The 1,530-nt window shown below is 43.9% G+C and carries 2 protein-coding genes; both read right to left on the reverse strand.

Going from position 1 to position 1,530, the window contains the following annotated elements; genetic code table 11:
* Positions 1 to 23 precede the first annotated feature (23 nt).
* The gene (locus F6K37_RS41860; RefSeq protein WP_287257152.1) at positions 24 to 266 is read right to left on the reverse strand and encodes a hypothetical protein; all 243 of its coding nucleotides are present in this window, start codon (positions 264 to 266) and stop codon (positions 24 to 26) included.
* A 39-nt stretch (positions 267 to 305) separates the two neighbouring features.
* A partial coding sequence (locus F6K37_RS41865; protein WP_287257153.1) for a calcium-binding protein occupies positions 306 to 1,530 on the reverse strand: 1,225 nt, incomplete at its 5' end.

Genomic DNA, 1,530 nt, shown 5'->3' on the forward strand with positions numbered 1-1,530 from the left:
GATAGACATTCATTTAGTTAGATTCACCTAAACAGCTGATCCCAAGGTAGCAGCTGAGCAGGAGTACCAGTATAGTTTTGATGCGAATGACGAAAATTGGTGAATTGACTTCTTTCAGAAGTCCGGAACAGCGGATCTGGGAATAGGGAACAGAGAATTAGAGGCAGAGAATCAATATCAGTGGAGTGGGCATCCTGCCCGCCTGGAAATGAAACGGGCAAGATGCCCGTTCCACAGCCAGATGCCCGTTCCAGAAAACTCTTCAAATCATTCGATTTTTAAGCAACACCCGGAAGCGAGGGGTATTAGAAAAAGATGGTGGAGAGATTATCAGTAAAGGTACTAACCTCAACTCCCTCTACATTGGCGAGAAGGTCACCATCAGCAGCTATGATATTCACACTGCCATTAGACTGCTCAAAGGTAAGGGTGCTAGCATCACTAACCCCAAAGCGAGTTAACCCCAGTTGGAAATTTATCACTTTGTCATGTCCTTCACCTTCTTCAAGGGCAATGGTGTTGTTACCATTACCAAGCTCGATGGTGTCTACACCGGAACCAGAATCAATAGTATTGTTTCCGTCACCAGTTTTGATTACGTCATTTCCAGCACCGCCAGTTATGGTGTCATCACCGTCTAAACCCAATAAAATGTTGTCTTCCCCGTTACCGATCAGTTCGTCATTAAAATTAGTACCTACGGCTCTTTCAATACTAATTAAAGTTTGTGCTACTTCCTGATCTTGCTCATCGGTGTAACTACCAGTGCCTTCAGCCAAATTGAGCTTAATACCAGAGTTGATTAGATTTTGAAAGTCAACGGTATCACGACCTTCTCCACCGTCAAAATAGTTAACACCGCCACTGTCTTGGAAAGTATCATTTCCTGCACCACCGACATATTTGTCATCACCCTCTAAACCCAAGAAAGTGTTGTCAACCTCGTTACCAATTAGTTCGTCATTAAAATTAGTACCAAATACCCTTTCGATACTAATTAAAGTTTGTGCTACTTCCTGATCTTGCTCATCGGTGTAACTAGCAGTGCCTTCAGCCAAATTGAGCTTAATACCAGAGTTGATTAGATTTTGAAAGTTAACGGTATCAAGACCTTCTCCACCGTCAAAATAGTTAACACCGGCACTGTCTCGGAAAACGTCATTTCCTGCGCCACCAAGATATTTATCATCACCGTTGTAACCTAAGAAACTGTTGCCTTGGTCGTTACCGATCAGTTCGTCATCAAAATTAGTACCAAATACGTTTTCGATACTAATTAAGGTTTGGGTAATTTCTTGATCGTTACTATCGGTAGAGCTAGCAGTACCCTCGACGAGATTAACTTGAACCCCAAAATCAAACTCGAAAAAGTCAACGGTATCACGACCTTCTCCACCGTCAAAATAGTTAACACCGCCACACTGGGCGGGATCGTGAAATGCACGAAACACCACACCGCCGATCAACTCCAGGTCATGTTCTGCCAGCGCATCTGCCAGTTCCGCAGGGTCTTCCGGCATGTAGCCAACC

Source organism: Moorena sp. SIO4E2 (genome assembly GCF_010671945.1).
In the GTDB taxonomy this organism is placed as follows: domain Bacteria; phylum Cyanobacteriota; class Cyanobacteriia; order Cyanobacteriales; family Coleofasciculaceae; genus Moorena; species Moorena producens.